The sequence below is a fragment of the Cytobacillus sp. EB106-05-05-XG126 genome, assembly GCF_058791715.1.
In genome coordinates this window covers 1,527,084-1,542,078 of the sequence record NZ_JBYTDU010000001.1, presented here as the reverse complement: position 1 = coordinate 1,542,078, position 14,995 = coordinate 1,527,084, and the positions used below count along the sequence as shown (strand labels likewise).

At 40.7% G+C, this 14,995-nt stretch carries 16 protein-coding genes; all 16 read left to right on the top strand.

Annotated features, from left to right (window positions below):
* The first annotated feature begins 115 nt into the window (after positions 1–115).
* The 16 genes from flhA to frr all read left to right on the top strand — a co-directional run bounded on the left by flhA (position 116) and on the right by frr (position 14,687).
* Positions 116–2,152 (top strand): flagellar biosynthesis protein FlhA, encoded by a 2,037-nt coding sequence (flhA, locus tag AC3WTL_RS07620; RefSeq protein ID WP_248346942.1) that lies wholly within the window; start codon positions 116–118, stop codon positions 2,150–2,152.
* Positions 2,149–3,297 (top strand): flagellar biosynthesis GTPase FlhF, encoded by a 1,149-nt coding sequence (flhF, locus tag AC3WTL_RS07615; protein WP_252221505.1) that lies wholly within the window; start codon positions 2,149–2,151, stop codon positions 3,295–3,297. Before flhA ends, flhF begins: the two co-directional genes overlap by 4 nt.
* On the top strand, positions 3,294–4,166 hold the full coding sequence (locus AC3WTL_RS07610) for a MinD/ParA family protein (protein WP_222496975.1): 873 nt from the start codon (positions 3,294–3,296) through the stop codon (positions 4,164–4,166). Before flhF ends, AC3WTL_RS07610 begins: the two co-directional genes overlap by 4 nt.
* Before the next feature lie 6 nt (positions 4,167–4,172).
* Positions 4,173–5,270, top strand: a complete 1,098-nt coding sequence (locus AC3WTL_RS07605) for a protein-glutamate methylesterase/protein-glutamine glutaminase (protein ID WP_252221506.1) — start codon at positions 4,173–4,175, stop codon at positions 5,268–5,270.
* An 18-nt stretch (positions 5,271–5,288) separates the two neighbouring features.
* Positions 5,289–7,325 (top strand): chemotaxis protein CheA, encoded by a 2,037-nt coding sequence (locus AC3WTL_RS07600; RefSeq protein ID WP_222496973.1) that lies wholly within the window; start codon positions 5,289–5,291, stop codon positions 7,323–7,325.
* 22 nt (positions 7,326–7,347) lie between these two features.
* Positions 7,348–7,827 carry a chemotaxis protein CheW gene (locus AC3WTL_RS07595; protein ID WP_197087616.1) on the top strand — a complete coding sequence of 160 codons (480 nt, stop codon included), beginning with the start codon at positions 7,348–7,350 and terminating at the stop codon, positions 7,825–7,827.
* Positions 7,824–8,465, top strand: a complete 642-nt coding sequence (locus AC3WTL_RS07590) for a chemotaxis protein CheC (RefSeq protein WP_163145101.1) — start codon at positions 7,824–7,826, stop codon at positions 8,463–8,465. The genes AC3WTL_RS07595 and AC3WTL_RS07590 overlap by 4 nt, the downstream gene beginning before the upstream one ends.
* Positions 8,458–8,955, top strand: a complete 498-nt coding sequence (locus AC3WTL_RS07585; protein ID WP_197214875.1) for a chemotaxis protein CheD — start codon at positions 8,458–8,460, stop codon at positions 8,953–8,955. Before AC3WTL_RS07590 ends, AC3WTL_RS07585 begins: the two co-directional genes overlap by 8 nt.
* A 264-nt stretch (positions 8,956–9,219) precedes the next feature.
* Positions 9,220–9,975 (top strand): FliA/WhiG family RNA polymerase sigma factor, encoded by a 756-nt coding sequence (locus AC3WTL_RS07580; RefSeq protein ID WP_048009002.1) that lies wholly within the window; start codon positions 9,220–9,222, stop codon positions 9,973–9,975.
* Between the two features lie 37 nt (positions 9,976–10,012).
* Positions 10,013–10,315 (top strand): flagellar assembly protein A, encoded by a 303-nt coding sequence (locus tag AC3WTL_RS07575; protein WP_248346945.1) that lies wholly within the window; start codon positions 10,013–10,015, stop codon positions 10,313–10,315.
* Positions 10,316–10,425: 110 nt separating this feature from the next.
* Entirely contained in the window at positions 10,426–10,737 is a 312-nt protein-coding gene (locus AC3WTL_RS07570; protein WP_252221509.1) for a hypothetical protein, read from the top strand.
* 9 nt (positions 10,738–10,746) lie between these two features.
* Positions 10,747–11,346 carry a DUF6115 domain-containing protein gene (locus AC3WTL_RS07565; protein WP_222496969.1) on the top strand — a complete coding sequence of 200 codons (600 nt, stop codon included), beginning with the start codon at positions 10,747–10,749 and terminating at the stop codon, positions 11,344–11,346.
* 147 nt (positions 11,347–11,493) lie between these two features.
* Positions 11,494–12,195, top strand: coding sequence for a 30S ribosomal protein S2 (gene rpsB / locus AC3WTL_RS07560; protein WP_035329011.1), 702 nt, complete (start codon positions 11,494–11,496; stop codon positions 12,193–12,195).
* Between the two features lie 190 nt (positions 12,196–12,385).
* On the top strand, positions 12,386–13,267 hold the full coding sequence (gene tsf, locus AC3WTL_RS07555) for a translation elongation factor Ts (RefSeq protein WP_248346950.1): 882 nt from the start codon (positions 12,386–12,388) through the stop codon (positions 13,265–13,267).
* Positions 13,268–13,404: 137 nt separating this feature from the next.
* Positions 13,405–14,130 (top strand): UMP kinase, encoded by a 726-nt coding sequence (pyrH, locus tag AC3WTL_RS07550; RefSeq protein ID WP_163145104.1) that lies wholly within the window; start codon positions 13,405–13,407, stop codon positions 14,128–14,130.
* Complete coding sequence (frr, locus tag AC3WTL_RS07545; RefSeq protein WP_076255829.1) at positions 14,130–14,687, top strand: ribosome recycling factor; 558 nt, start codon at positions 14,130–14,132, stop codon at positions 14,685–14,687. Before pyrH ends, frr begins: the two co-directional genes overlap by 1 nt.
* Positions 14,688–14,995 lie beyond the last annotated feature (308 nt).

Sequence of the window (14,995 nt, the reverse complement as noted above, 5' to 3'; positions counted from 1 at the left end):
AAATATGAAATAGCTGGCGGTTCCGCTTTTTGTAAGATAAAAAAGTATTGTTATTTAAACAGCGATAACTGACCAGCTCCAGCGCCTGCGCTTTTCTTGTAAGGAGAGAGTTTCAATGCAAGTAAGAGACTTATCAGTATTGATGAGTGTAATTCTAATAGTAGCCATGCTTATTATTCCTTTCCCGCCTTGGCTTTTAAGTGTACTGATAATCATTAATATTGCCCTTGCACTTATGGTTTTGCTGACGGCCATGAATATGAAGGAAGCGCTCGAGTTTTCTATTTTTCCTTCCCTAATATTGTTAATGACTTTATTCAGGCTGGGATTGAATGTGTCAACAACCAGATCCATTTTATCGGAAGGGGAAGCAGGAAAGGTCGTTGAAACATTTGGTTCATTTGTAACCGGAGGTAATGTCATAGTCGGACTCGTTGTATTCTTAATCCTCATTATTATTCAATTTATCGTCATTACCAAAGGTTCTGAGAGGGTTTCTGAAGTTGCGGCGCGTTTTACACTTGACGCCATGCCGGGTAAACAGATGAGTATCGATGCAGACTTAAATGCAGGGATGATCTCTGAGCATGAAGCCCGCGAGCGACGTGAAAAAATCAGCCGTGAATCTGATTTTTACGGTTCAATGGATGGAGCCAGTAAATTTGTAAAAGGTGACGCCATTGCAGGAATCATTATAACTCTAATAAATCTTCTGTTCGGAGTAGTCATTGGGATGATGCAGCTGGGGCTGCCGTTTGGAGAGGCTGCGATGAAATATTCTACACTGACCGTCGGAGACGGAATTGTCAGTCAGATTCCGGCACTGCTAATCTCTACGGCGACGGGTATTGTCGTAACAAGAGCGGCGTCAGATGGAAATATTGGTAAAGATATTACTTCCCAGCTATTTGCTTATCCGAAAATGTTATATGTTACTGGCGGAACTATCATTCTGCTAGGGTTATTGACACCAATAGGGCTCGTTTTAACACTGCCGATTGGCGGCTTGATGATTTTTGGCGGATATACGATTGCCAAGACTCCACAGCCGGATAAGGAACAATTGCTGGAGATGGAAGAAGAAATCGAGACCGATGAAATGAAAAGTCCTGAAAGTGTGGTTAACCTATTAAATGTAGATCCGATAGAATTCGAGTTTGGCTATGGGTTAATACCTCTTGCTGATACGAATCAGGGCGGGGACCTTCTGGACAGGATTGTCATGATCAGAAGACAGCTGGCGATTGAATTGGGTCTAGTCATTCCGGTAGTTAGAATACGTGATAATATTCAGCTGCAGCCGAATGAATACAGATTGAAGATAAAAGGAAATGAAATGGCCCGCGGAGAGCTTCTGCTTGATCATTACTTGGCAATGAGTCCCGGTATTGATGATGATAGCATCGAAGGTATTAATACGATTGAGCCTTCCTTCGGCCTGCCGGCAAAATGGATAACAGAAGAAATGAAAGAGCAGGCAGAAATTTTCGGCTATACAGTCGTTGACCCTCCATCTGTTGTATCTACTCATATAACAGAGGTTATAAAAAGCAATGCACATGAGTTATTAGGACGCCAGGAAACAAAACAGCTGATTGATCATGTTAAGGAAAGCTATCCGATCCTTGTTGAAGAAGTTACACCAAATCCGCTGTCTGTCGGTGAAGTTCAAAAGGTGCTTGCAAAATTATTGAAGGAAAACATCTCGATCCGGAATTTGCCGGTTATTTTTGAAACGCTTGCCGATTTTGCCAAATCTACAAGTGATACAGATTTACTTACAGAATATGCCCGTCAGTCTTTGGCCAGACAAATCACGAACCAGTTTTCACAGCAGGGTGACTCTATAAAAGTCGTTACCCTTTCAGGGAGAGTTGAGAAAATGGTTGCAGAAGGTGTTCAGCAGACAGAACATGGCAATTATTTATCCATGGATCCTGCGGTATCGCAGAATATTCTTGAATCGATAGCGTCCCAGGTTGAACAGCTTTCATTGATGGAGCAGACGCCAATTGTCCTTTGTTCTCCAGCAGTCAGAATGTATGTCAGACAATTAACAGAAAGGTATTTCCCGCAAATACCTATCCTTTCCTATAACGAGCTGGAAGCAAATGCGGAAGTTCAAAGTGTCGGGGTGGTGAATATAGATTGAAGGTAAAAAAGTTCATGGCAGCGTCCATGCCTGATGCGATGAAACAAATACGCGCGGAACTGGGTAAAGATGCCGTAATTTTAAATTCACGAGTAGTATATACAGGCGGGGTTTTAGGCTTTTTTAAGAAGAGAAGTATAGAAGTGATGGCAGCAGCAGATCCAAATCAGGAAATAGAGCAAAAACCCGCTGTTAAGCCTGCAGTAATCCCTGCTGCTGCAAATCATTTCAAGGAAAACACTGAAGAGTCCCTATTTACAGGATCGAAAACTTCAAATGAGCTGATTAGAGAGATTAGCAGCTTAAAACAAATGATGTCCTCATTGGCCGGTGGACAGCAGATAAGTATGGTTTACCCTGAACCGATAAGAAAAGTCATGCATGTTCTCAAAGAACAGGAAATTGACAATTCCATTCAGGACCAAGTGCTTCAAGTATTGCTGGAAAAATGGTACCTGGGCGGTGCCAAAGCTAAAGTTATTGAAGTAGAAGCCTGGATGCATGAAGAACTGATAAAGCAAATTGAGAATATTCCATTCAGCGGGATTTCATTCACCAAAAAATATATTAATGTAGCAGGTCCAACTGGCGTAGGGAAAACAACTACCTTGGCGAAGATGGCAGCAGAGTGTGTAATTAAACATAAAAAAAAGGCTGCATTTATCACAGCCGACACCTACAGGATCGCGGCGATCGATCAATTAAAAACATATGCAGGCATCCTGGATATACCTTTAGAAGTTTGCTATACAATAGATGACTTCAGACAGGCAGCAGAGAAACTGAAAGATTACGACCTTGTACTAATAGATACAGCCGGACGGAATTTCAGGAACAGACAGTATGTGGAAGATTTAAAGAATATGATTGACTTTGAGAAGGATATGGAAACTTTTTTAGTGCTCTCGCTTACCGCGAAACAAAAGGATATGGAAGATATATATAATCAGTTTTCAATCATAGACATTGATAAACTTATCTTTACAAAGGCAGATGAAACGTCAACTTACGGTGCCATGTACAACATCATTCATAAATACAAAAAAGGCGCAGCTTATATTACAAATGGCCAGGATGTTCCTGATGATATCCTGATGGCAGGGCCGGAAGCTATTGTAAAACAACTAATGGGGAATAAGAAATGAACGATCAGGCAGAAAGGCTAAGAGCAAGACTGAAAGAAAAAGACGGCCGAAGTCATCAATTAAAAACAATTGCAGTGGTAAGCGGAAAAGGGGGAGTAGGGAAAACAAATTTTTCATTGAATTTCTCTATTTCCCTATCCAAAACGGGCTGCAGAGTATTGTTATTCGATTTGGATATCGGCATGGGGAATGTTGAGATTCTCATGGGAAGATCAGCTGAGTATTCAATTGCTGATTTTTTAGAAATGGATATACCTTTAAATAATATTATTTCAGAGGGGCCATATGGACTGAATTATATTGGCGGCGGGACGGGCCTTTCGCATATTGTGAAACTCGATGATGAGCAAATTTCCAGATTTACCGGAGAACTTGCCCAGCTCATTCAAAACTATGATTATATCATTTTTGATATGGGTGCAGGCATTACGGAAGAATCGGCGAAGTTCATACTCTCTGTTCAGGAAATAGCGGTCATTACTACACCTGAACCAACGTCTATTACAGATGCATACTCAGTAATGAAGAATATACATCTTTTGGATGATAAGATTCCATTTCAATTGGTCATTAACAGGTCTGAAGGAGAACGGGAAGGGCAGGAAACATATAAAAGGATTTCTGCTGTCGCATCAAGGTTTTTAGGGAGGGATGCTGACCTCCTGGGAATTATTCCGGATGATCGCACCATACAGCAGGCTGTTAAACGGCAGATTCCTTTCATTATTTATCATGAAAATTCAGCTGCTTCAAAAGCAATTCGGAGTATGACTGAGAAAGTTGGCGGCAGGCCTGGAGGGCCTGCTGGTGAGTATCATACTTCCCAATTTATTTCAAAGCTCAAAAAATTTCTTTTTAATAGGGGGTGAATCAGCATGAAGACTATAAAAGTGCTTGTAGTGGATGATTCAGCCTTTATGAGGAAACTGATTGCGGATCTCCTCTCTGAAGATGAGAGAATTCAAGTTGTTGGGACAGCCAGAAACGGAGAAGAAGGCTTAAGGAGAATTAAAGAATTAACTCCTGATGTGGTAACAATGGATGTTGAAATGCCGGTTCTAAACGGCCTGGAAGCTCTCAAAATAATTATGAAAAATATGCCTGTTCCTGTAGTGATGCTTTCAAGCACAACGAAGGAAGGCACTGATAATACCTTTACTGCCATGGAATATGGGGCAGTAGATTTTATAGCAAAGCCATCTGGGCCAATTTCCCTGGATCTGCATAAAATTAAAACTGAATTAACAGATAAAGTAGTGCAGGCCAGTAACGCGAATATGAAAGGGCTGGTTAATTTTTCAGGTATTGGAAAAAAATCTGCCGGACTTCAGCGAAATTATAGTAAAATAGAACCACGCCAATCTATTTATCTTAATCGTTCTGCTGATGAATCAAGCCTTAATGTCAAACAGCTTATCTGTATGGGAACTTCCACTGGCGGACCACGGGCACTACAAAAGGTGCTGAAGGATCTACCGGGAGATCTTAACGCACCGATTCTAATTGTTCAGCATATGCCTGCCGGATTTACGAAGTCACTGGCAAGCAGACTAAACGGATTATCGGCGTTATCGGTTAAGGAAGCCGAAGAAGGAGATATTCTTAAAAACGGGACAGCCTATATTGCTCCTGGCGGCTTTCATTTGACAGCTTCAAGGTTAGGCAGGGATCTTGTTATACATTTGGATAAATCACCTCCAAGGAACGGACACAGACCTTCAGTTGATGTGATGTTTGAGTCTGTGGGTGAAGTTGACGGGATCAGGAAGATTGCTGTCATAATGACTGGAATGGGATCAGATGGCAAAAATGGCCTGATGGGACTGAAGAAAAGCGGTGAAGTAAAAGCCATCGCTGAATCAGAAGAATCCTCCGTTGTATTTGGAATGCCAAGAGCAGTGATAGAGTCAGGCCTGGCAGATGATGTGCAGCATATTGAACGTATAGCAGAATCCATATTGAAATTTGTTTAAAGCCGAGGGGGCAGGCACATGGAGATGAACCAATATTTAGAGGTGTTTATCGAAGAAAGCAAGGAGCATTTGCAGTCGTGCAATGAACAGCTTCTTGAATTAGAGAAAAATCCTGATGATATAAAAATAGTTAATGAGATTTTCAGATCAGCTCATACGCTGAAAGGCATGTCAGCCACCATGGGTTATGAAGATCTCGCAAATCTAACTCATCAGATGGAAAATGTTCTTGATGCAATCAGAAATCAGAAGATTAAGGTAAATGCTGAAATTCTCGATGTCGTTTTTCTGGCTGTTGATGATCTTGAAGCAATGGTCCAATCAATTTCAGAAGGCGGAGACGGCAAAAGGGATGTTTCCATAGCTGTTGAAAAGCTGATGCTCATAGAAAAAGGGGAAAGCCCGGCATTATCAAAAGCAAGAGCCGAAACGGCAGCTGCTATTGCTGAACCGCAAGGACTGGCCAAGGGTACATATGATGATTTCGAGTGGACCGTGATTCAGCAATCGAAGGAGCAGGGCTTTGAGACCTATGAAATATCCATAGCCTTGCGGGCTGATTGTCTGCTGAAAGCAGCCAGAGTCTTTATGGTTTTTGAGGTCCTCGAGAAGAGCGGGGAAGTGATAAAAGCCACTCCTTCTGTTGAGCAGCTTGAAGATGAGCAATTTGATCAGGAATTCTCTGTAACAATTGTGACCCAAGAAACACCCGAAGTTATCCGACAGAAACTTTTGAAGGTCTCAGAAGTGGACAGCATAGATGTCCTGGAGGTTTCTATGGGGAATTACATCTCCCGGGAAGCTGTGAAGGAGGAAAGTACTCTGCAGCCTGAAGTGGAGGAGAAGACAGATCGTGCTTCAGATATGCCAAAAGAGGAAAAGAAGGCGCCTGCAGCAAAGCAAGTCAGCAACAAAACCATTAGGGTGAATATCGAGAGACTGGATATCCTTATGAACCTGTTTGAAGAGCTGGTGATTGACAGAGGCAGACTTGAACAAATATCCAAGGAATTAAATAATCAGGAACTCCACGAAACGGTTGAGCATATGTCAAGGATCTCTGGAGACCTGCAGAATATTATTCTGAATATGCGCATGGTCCCAATAGAAACAGTATTCAATCGTTTCCCTAGAATGGTCAGACAATTAGCAAGAGATTTAAACAAAAAGATTAATCTCGAAATTGTCGGTGCAGATACCGAACTGGACCGAACGGTTATCGATGAAATTGGCGATCCGCTTGTTCACTTAATCCGAAATGCATTAGACCACGGTGTTGAAACACCGGAAGTACGTAAAGCAAATGGTAAAGGTGAAGAAGGAAATGTCATTCTAAAGGCTTATCACAGCGGCAATCATGTTTTCATTGAAATAGAGGATGATGGCGCAGGCATAAACAAGGATAAGGTTATAAAGAAAGCATTAAAAAATGGCATCATTACAGAGCAAACGGCTTCAGCACTAACCGACAAACAGGCATATGAACTTATCTTTGCCTCAGGATTCTCAACTGCGGATAAAATCTCGGATGTTTCCGGACGAGGTGTAGGTCTGGATGTTGTCAAGAATACAATTGAGTCATTGGGAGGATCCGTATCCATTGATTCAAAAGTTGGACAGGGGTCCATATTCTCCATACAGCTGCCATTAACTTTATCCATTATTTCTGTCATGCTCGTTGAGATTGAAAAGGAAAAATATGCAATCCCTCTATCTTCTATTATTGAAACAGCTATTATCAGAAAAGAAGACGTCTTAAGTGCACATAATCAGAAGGTGATAGATTTCAGAGGCAAGGTTGTTCCGCTTCTTTCATTGAAGGAAATCTTTGAGGTGCCATCTTACACTCATGAAGATGAATTCATTTCCATTGTCATCGTCAGAAAAGGGGAAAAGATGGCTGGGCTTGTGGTGGATTCCTTTATCGGGCAGCAGGAAGTCGTTTTAAAATCACTAGGAAACTACTTAACAAGCGTGTTTGCCATTTCCGGAGCAACTATATTAGGAGATGGACAGGTTGCCCTGATAGTGGACTGCAATGCATTGATAAAATAATACATTTTGACGAGGAGTGAACATGTTGAGTGAGGCGGCAGCAGCGGATTTAAAATTGATTGTATTTCAGCTGAAAGACAAAGAATATGCAATTCCAGTTAATCAGGTGCGTTCCATTGAGAAAGTTGAGCACATTACCCGGGTTCCTCGAACAGTCGGTTTTGTTAAAGGAGTAATCAATTTAAGGGGTGTTGTGACACCTATTATTAGTCTGAGAAGCAGATTTAATCTTGAAGAGGCTGAATATAATGAGCATTCACGAGTCATCATCGCAGTATTGAACGATATGGAAGTCGGTTTGATTGTAGATTCTGCAAATGATGTGATTGATGTGGCGCCTGAATCAATTGAACCCCCTCCGGAGGTAATAGGTTCAGAAGATGCCGATTTTATCAAGGGTGTTACAAAGATCGAAAAACGGTTATTTATCCTGATAGATTTAAAAAAAGTTCTGAATCCTGAAGAATTGGCAGCTCAGGATGAAAAAGGATTAGCGGGATGAATTTTTTAGAAAAAAATATCAGCAGCATGCAATTGGATATTCTTAAAGAAATCGGGAATATTGGTGCGGGTCATGCGGCTACTGCATTATCAACGCTGCTTAATAAAAAAATTGATATGTCTGTTCCGGATGTGAAAATTGTTTCTTTTAATGAAATGATCGATATGGCAGGAGGCCCGGAAAATGTTGTGGCAGGGGTGTTTCTAAGGATAGAAGGAGACGCCCCAGGCAGCATGTTTTTTGTCCTGCCTCTTACACAGGCTGAAATCTTTATTCGGGAACTGCCTGGAAACATTCCTTTTTGTGCAGATGAGCTGCCATATGATGAACTTGCTCTATCCGCTCTACAGGAGCTTGGCAACATTTTATCTGGATCATATTTATCTTCGTTATCGGATTTTACTAAGCTGTCACTTTTCCCTTCAGTGCCGATGCTAAGCATTGATATGGTGGGGGCAATTATCGGAACAGGTCTCCTGGAAATTTCGCAGGTGAGCGATTATGCCATCGTAATTGATACAGCTTTAAATGATGAGCTTCAAAATACGGATGCTGTTAATGGCCATTTCTTTCTGCTGCCTGATCCTGAATCATTTCAAATAATCTTTAAGGCATTGGGAGTTCCGGATTATGAATAGTATTCAAGAAATTGTAAAAGTCGGTATAGCAGATATGAATATTGTTAAAACTCCCGGATTAATCAGGACATCAGGACTTGGTTCCTGTGTTGGTGTGGTTCTTTATGATCTTAGTGCAGAAATTGCCGGGCTGGCACATATTATGCTGCCTGATTCATCTCTTGCAAAAAACACAAGCTTTAATTCAGCTAAATATGCTAATACTGCAATCAGGGATTTAGTGAGCCTGATGGAGAAAAAAGGTGCAAAAGCTTCACAATTAAAAGCCAAAATTGCCGGCGGAGCCCAAATGTTCCAATACTCCTCCGGAAGTGATTTAATGAGGATTGGCCCAAGGAATGTGGAAGCAGTAAAAAAGGAACTAAATTCCTTAAAGATTGCTATTTTAGGTGAAGATGTTGGCGGACATAGCGGCAGAACAATTGAATTCAATCCTCAATCAGGCGACCTGATGGTGCGGACTGTTAATAAAGGGCAAGTTGTTATTTAAACTCTCGTTCTAGGGTGAGAAGGTTCAAGCCTTATATACATCGTCATAAAAGTCTTAAATGCTGCCGGATGATTACTGACTGCCAGCCATACAAGCTGATTTTCTCTCCGGTTAAATTATTGCTCTCTCCAATTATTTCTTCGAAAGACCCCCTTATTTTGGAAAAGAACTGAGCAGTTTAGGATGAAAGGCAATATTTTTATAGAAAAGTTTTGATATACTAACAATAATTAGTAGAAATGGAAACATTTGAGGAGGATGGCCATGGCAGACATGATAACCGAAGAAAGCACATACTGGGCTAAATGGGTCGACTCTCGTGATGCTCAAGCGGGGAATTTTCTTGTGAAAAAATATTTGCCTCTTGTAAGCTATCATGTTCAGCGAATATCCGCTGCCCTGCCGAAGAATGTTTCAAGAGATGATATACGAAGCCTTGGACTAATGGGTTTGTATGATGCGCTGGAAAAGTTTGAGCCTGCAAGAGATTTGAAATTTGATACATATGCTTCCTTTCGAATTCGCGGTGCCATTCTAGATGGATTAAGAAAAGAAGATTGGCTTCCCAGAAGTACGAGGGATAAGGCGAAAAAAATTGAAGCTGCTACTGAGAAGCTGGAGCAGCGGCTTATGCGCAATGCAACAGTTTATGAAATTGCTGAAGAAACAGATATGCAGGAAGAAGAAGTGTATTCTGTTATGAACGAACATTTTTACGCAAACATCCTCTCAATTGATGAGCAGCCTGATTCAGAAGAAAAAGATGCCAGTTATTCAATAAAGGATGAAAAAGCAATCATTCCAGAAGAAAAGGTATTAAAAAATGAAATCTTGGAAGAAATGGCTGAAAAAATCTTACAATTGAATGAAAAAGAGCAGCTTGTGCTAAGTTTATTTTACAAAGAGGAGTTAACACTTACAGAAATTGGCGAAGTAATGGGCCTATCAACATCTCGCATATCCCAAATCCATTCAAAGTCAATTTTTAAGCTGAGACAGCTGCTGGAAAAAGTCATATAGTCTTATGCCATTTCTTTCTGCAAAGGAAGGAATCAGCATGGAAAATCTTTTTCAACTTTTAGTTGATGCTCACGGTTTATCTGCATGGATACAGCCGATAGATATTGATGAACTGAATGGAACTGTCCAGCCTGAAATGATTCATAAACTGCTTGCTGATGAAAAGGTCATTTTTGGTGTGAGCGAAGAAGTAATTCAGAGAATCTGCAAAGATCCGTTCTCAGTGGAATATCCCATACCAATAGCAAAAGGAGTTCCTGCAGAAAACGGCAGTGATGCATATCTATTAAATGAAGTCTCTTTTGACCGGAAAACGGGCAGATCTATCCTAACACTGTAATTCACTTTGGAAAGTATTCTAAAGTGACTCAGCAAACTATCAAATCTTTAAAGTTTCATTTCCTAAAAGGAGAAATAAGAAGTGAGCCGTTATCAGGAGTGTGATCTGGGATGAGTTTGAAATCAATAGAACTTCAGATAGCACTGCCTAGAACGTTCGAAGCAGGTAAAATTCAGGATCAGCTTCAGCAGAGGGGACAGACCATTAGCGGGTTTGCTGCCGACAGTACCCGGGAAAATGCTGAAAAGCAGCGGGAAACTGTGGTAAAACAGGAGCATAAACAAAATGTCAATCTTGGCAATGATGACAGTCAAAGACAAAAAAAGGCCGGTGGACATGATAGGAAAGAAGATCAAAAAAAAGACAGCAATGACAGACAGAACCATCCTTACAAAGGGAAGGTTATTGACTACAGCGGATAGAGGGATATCATGACAGCTTTTCTATTAGCTATAAGCCTGTTATTAAATATTGTAGCCTTATTAGCCATTATTCTGCTTTATTTGCGTCAGAATAAACTAATGGATACAGAGAAGAGACAGGAAAAAGTGCTTATTGAAATGGAAGAGGTTATATCAGCGTACCTTGTTCAGATGAAAGAAGAAAACGATGATTTTATTAGCAAACTTTCGAAGTCCAATGCGAATAACGATACTTCTATAAAAGAGAAAAGCATCCCGGGAAATTTGGACAGAAAAAATGAACTAGATATAGCTAAAGCAGATGATAAATCAATGCCATTAGCCAGAGCGTCCATTTACCAGGCATCTAAAGCCTACAAACAAATTTTGAGGGCAGCAGAGCATAAATTGAGTGAAAAAGAAAGCTTATCATCCTTAAAGGAAACTGAATCTGTCACACAGTCAGATAGCAGTCAGTCAATTAAGGAAGAAAATCCTTCATCAATAAATGATCAAGTATTTATTCTGAAAAAACAGGGAATGAGTGCGGGGGATATTGCCAAAAAATTAGGCAAAGGGAAGACAGAAGTCGAGTTAATGCTTAAATTTCGTCAAAATCAGCAAGAATAGCTTGATTGTGAAAAACACTTATGCTATATTAACAAATGGTGTTAATACACACGCTTATGGATTTAGCCGGATGGTGCTGTTCACATGCAGTTGCCGGCTGAAAATGATATAGGCGGAGGAAATAAAAACCATTAGGAGGAAACACAAATGTCAGTAATTTCAATGAAGCAATTGCTTGAAGCTGGTGTACACTTCGGACACCAAACACGCCGCTGGAACCCTAAGATGAAGAAATATATCTTCACTGAGCGTAACGGCATCTACATCATCGACCTTCAAAAGACTGTTAAGAAGGTAGAAGAAGCTTACAACTTCGTTAAGGAGCTTGCTGGAAACGGCGGTACTATCCTTTTCGTAGGAACTAAGAAACAAGCTCAAGATTCCGTTAAAGAAGAAGCTATCCGTTCTGGTATGTTCTATGTTAACCAGCGCTGGTTGGGCGGAACTTTAACAAACTTTGAAACAATCCAAAAGCGTATTTCGCGTTTAAAGGATATCGAAAGAATGTCTGAAGATGGAACTTTTGAAGTTCTTCCTAAAAAAGAAGTTGTTCAATTGAAGAAAGAGCAAGAGCGCTTAGAGAAGTTCTTGGGCGGAATCAAAGACATGAAGAGCCTTCCAGATGCTCTATTCATCATTGACCCTCGCAAAGAGCGCATTGCTGTTGCAGAAGCACATAAATTAAACATCCCTATCGTTGGTATCGTTGATACTAACTGTGATCCGGATGAAATTGATGTTGTAATCCCTGCAAACGATGATGCTATCCGTGCTGTTAAATTATTAACAGGCAAGATGGCAGATGCTATCCTTGAAGCTAAACAAGGTGAAGAAGTTACAACTGCTTAATAGAAAAGCGGACGCGCCCTGGTGCGCTGGAGCTGTACAGCTCTAAGGTGCTTTTTTCTTGATTTTAAAGAAGGTGATAAGAGGGAGCACCCTTTATCACCTTTTTTTAAAGAAAAGGCAAAGTTTAGTTTTCTATACAGTAATAAATGGTAAAGATATTATTACATAACTCATTAAGGAGGATCTCATAATGGCAATTACTGCTCAAATGGTTAAAGAACTTCGTGAAAAAACAGGCGCAGGCATGATGGACTGCAAAAAAGCACTTCAGGAAACTGAAGGTGATATGGAAAAAGCAATCGACTTCCTTCGTGAAAAAGGAATTGCTAAAGCTGCTAAAAAAGGTGACCGTATTGCTGCAGAAGGTCTTACTTCTGTTAAGGTTGACGGAAACGAAGCCGTTATCCTTGAAGTAAACTCTGAAACAGATTTCGTTGCTAAAAACGAAGGATTCCAAACACTTGTTAAAGAAATCGCTGAGCACTTACTTTCTGCAAAGCCGGCTTCTGTAGAAGAAGCAGCTGGCCAGACATTGGCTAACGGTGCTACTTTAGAATCTCACATCAATAGTGCGATTGCTAAAATCGGAGAAAAGCTTTCTCTTCGCCGTTTTGAAATCAAAACAAAAACTGACAGCGATGCATTTGGTGCGTACCTTCACATGGGCGGACGCATTGGTGTATTAACAGTTCTTGAAGGAACAACAGACGAAAATGCAGCGAAAGATGTTGCAATGCATATTGCAGCCCTAAACCCTAAATATGTATCCCGTGATGAAGTGTCACAGGACGAAGTAGAGCGCGAGCGTCAAGTATTGACTCAGCAGGCTCTTAACGAAGGCAAGCCAGAGAACATCGTTGCAAAGATGGTTGAAGGCCGTCTAGGCAAGTATTTCGAAGATGTTTGCGTAAACGACCAGGCTTTTGTTAAAAACCCTGATCAAAAAGTTGGCAAATTCGTTGAATCTAAAGGCGGAAAAATCCTTGAGTTCGTTCGCTATGAAGTTGGAGAAGGCATCGAAAAGCGTGAAGACAACTTCGCTGAAGAAGTAATGAACCAAGTTAAGAAATAATTTTGAATAGAAATTAATCAAGTTATGACTCAGGGAACACTTTGTGTTCCCTGTTTTTCAAGAATGAGATAAAATTGTAAATGCAGCAATAGCGCCTTTAAGCGCTTGAGCTTTTTATACTACATATGGAGGTTCTTATGAGCAGCCCAAAATTCAAACGCGTGGTCTTGAAATTAAGTGGAGAAGCTTTAGCAGGAGAGCAAGGTTTCGGAATTAATCCTTCAGTGATTAAATCAATTGCTGCACAGGTGAAGGATCTGGCTGAGCTAGGTGTCGAGGTTGCTGTTGTAGTTGGCGGCGGAAACATCTGGCGAGGAAAGATCGGAGAAGAAATGGGTATGGACAGAGCAAATGCAGACTATATGGGTATGCTTGCAACTGTTATGAACTCATTGGCATTACAGGATAGCCTCGAGAATCTTGGAGTGGAGACGAGAGTTCAAACCTCAATCGAGATGAGACAGGTTGCTGAACCGTACATCCGCAGAAGAGCCATCCGCCATCTCGAGAAAAAGCGGGTTGTAATCTTTGCTGCGGGAACCGGAAATCCTTACTTCTCTACTGATACTACAGCAGCATTGCGAGCTGCAGAAATTGAAGCAGAAGTAATTCTTATGGCGAAAAACAATGTGGATGGCGTCTATTCAGCTGATCCGCGTGTTGATAAAAACGCAAAGAAATACGATGAACTTTCCTATCTTGATGTATTAAAAGAAGGATTGGCAGTAATGGATTCTACAGCATCATCTTTATGCATGGATAACAACATTCCGTTAATTGTATTTTCAATCATGGAAAAAGGCAATATTAACCGCGCCGTAATGGGTGAAACAATCGGAACAATCGTTAGGGGGAAAAAATAATGCCAAAACAAGTTATTTCAGATGCAAAAGAAAGAATGACTAAAGCAATTTCAGCTTATACAAGGGAGCTTGCGAGCATCCGTGCAGGTAAAGCCAACGCTTCTTTGCTTGATCGCATCACTGTTGATTACTACGGTGCGCCGACTCCTGTTAACCAGCTTGCCGGGGTGTCTGCTCCTGAAGCGCGCCTTTTAGTCATAACGCCTTATGACAAAACCATTCTGGGAGAAATTGAAAAAGCCATCCTTAAATCTGATATCGGCTTAAATCCCTCAAATGACGGCAGTGTAATTAGACTGGCTATTCCGCAGCTAACAGAAGAACGCCGTAAAGAGCTTGTTAAGGTTGTTAAAAAAGAATCAGAAGAAGCAAAAGTTGCCATCCGCAATGTTCGCCGCGATGCCAATGATGACCTGAAAAAGCTTGAGAAAAATGGAGAGATCACTGAAGATGATCTCCGCGGTTTTTCTGATGATATTCAAAAACTTACTGATGACCATATCAGCAAGATTGACGAATTAACAAAAGAAAAAGAAAAAGAAATCCTTGCAGTCTAATTTATTCTATAGTTAGAACCCTCTATCAATAGGGGGTTCTTTTACTCTTTAGGGACATACATAATCTGATCAGGCGCTAAGGCGCCGACTCTGCTGTAATATACGAAGATGGCAGATTCCTATCCTGAATTAACTTTCTGGTAACAACTCTTTTATAGAGATATATTTAATTATTTTTGGTATGATATTATCATGCGGAAAGAGGTAATATCATTATTTTACCATTAGAATAATCTCTAAAAGATACTATGACTGAATTTCAACTATCAATAAGCGGGAAAAAGCCCCTGCTGATTGAAGTTTCACAC